We start from the raw sequence: 1119 nt of genomic DNA, 5'->3' as shown, positions 1-1119 counted from the left end.
GGCCGTTGACGAAGCCGATGCGGCGGCGGCCGATCTCCACGAGGTGGGCGACCGCCTGGCCGAGGCCCGCGGCCGAGTCCGTCGAGACGGAGTCGATCCCCTGCTGCTCCAGCGAGCGGCCGATGACGACGACGGGCACGGGGGCCTGCCGGATCGCCTCGACGAGCGCGTCGTCGGTGCGCAGCGGGCTGACGATGAGGCCGTCCACGAAACCGCTGCCGAGGCTGCGGACCAGGTCGACCGTGGAACCGACGGTGTGCCCCGTGGACATGACGACGACGCGGTACCCGTGCGGCGCGAGCACCTCGTGGATGGCGGTGAGCATCTCGACGTAGACCGGGTTGCCGATGTCGGCGACGGCGAAGGCGACCTGGAACGTGCGCTTCATGCGCAGCGACCGGCCGATCGCATCCGGGCTGTAGCCCAGCTCGGCGGCGGCCGCGCGGACGCGGTCCACCATCTTGCTGCTCGCGCCCGTGCCGTGCAGCGCGCGCGAGGTCGACGCGAGCGACACCCCGGCGCGCTCGGCCACCTGCATCAGGGTGGCGCGTGATGACGACACTGTCACTCCACTTCTTCGTGAGGTCCTGCCCGTGCTGGAAACGTTTCCAGCTTTCGCCCGGGCGATCGCTGGAAACGTTTCCGGCGATGGGCGTCAGTGTTGCACCGGGGCGCGTGAGCCGTCAAGCAGCGGCCCGAGCGGGGGCGCGGGGGTGCCGCGTCGGCGGACGCGCCAGGGGGCCGCGGGGCCGGGTGCGCGCCGAGCACGAGACCGGTGTCGGAGAGTGCGCTTCTACCCAGTCATCGGGCCCGGGAACAGCCCCCGCTTCGGGCCTGATCGCTGGGTAGAAGCGCACATCCGGGCGCTGTGGGTCACGCGTGCGACGTCGTCGGGGTCGGGGTCGACGTGCGGTGGCGGGAGCGGTAGGCCGAGACCTTGACCCGGTTGCCGCAGGTGCGCATGGCGCACCACTCGCGGCGGTGGCCGCGCGAGCGGTCGAGGTAGACCTGGGTGCACTCGGGGCGGCCGCACTCGCGCAGGAGGGCGGCGTCGGGACCGCCCAGGATCTCGACGGCCTCGCGGGCGACAGCGGCGAGGCCCTGCGCGGCGGCGCCGGT

General features: G+C 73.4%; 2 protein-coding genes. Both read right to left on the bottom strand.

The genetic code is table 11. The features are described 5' to 3' along the window. Nucleotides 1-562, bottom strand: a 562-nt coding sequence (locus tag PROKR_RS05875) for a LacI family DNA-binding transcriptional regulator (protein ID WP_245605721.1), incomplete at its 3' end; no start/stop codon positions are given. 311 nt (nucleotides 563-873) lie between these two features. After that, nucleotides 874-1119: CGNR zinc finger domain-containing protein (locus PROKR_RS05870; protein WP_036960591.1), on the bottom strand; the 246-nt coding region annotated here is incomplete at its 5' end.

The organism is Promicromonospora kroppenstedtii DSM 19349 (genome assembly GCF_000515355.1).
GTDB lineage: Bacteria > Actinomycetota > Actinomycetes > Actinomycetales > Cellulomonadaceae > Promicromonospora > Promicromonospora kroppenstedtii.
This window is presented reverse-complemented; position numbering and strand designations above follow the sequence as displayed.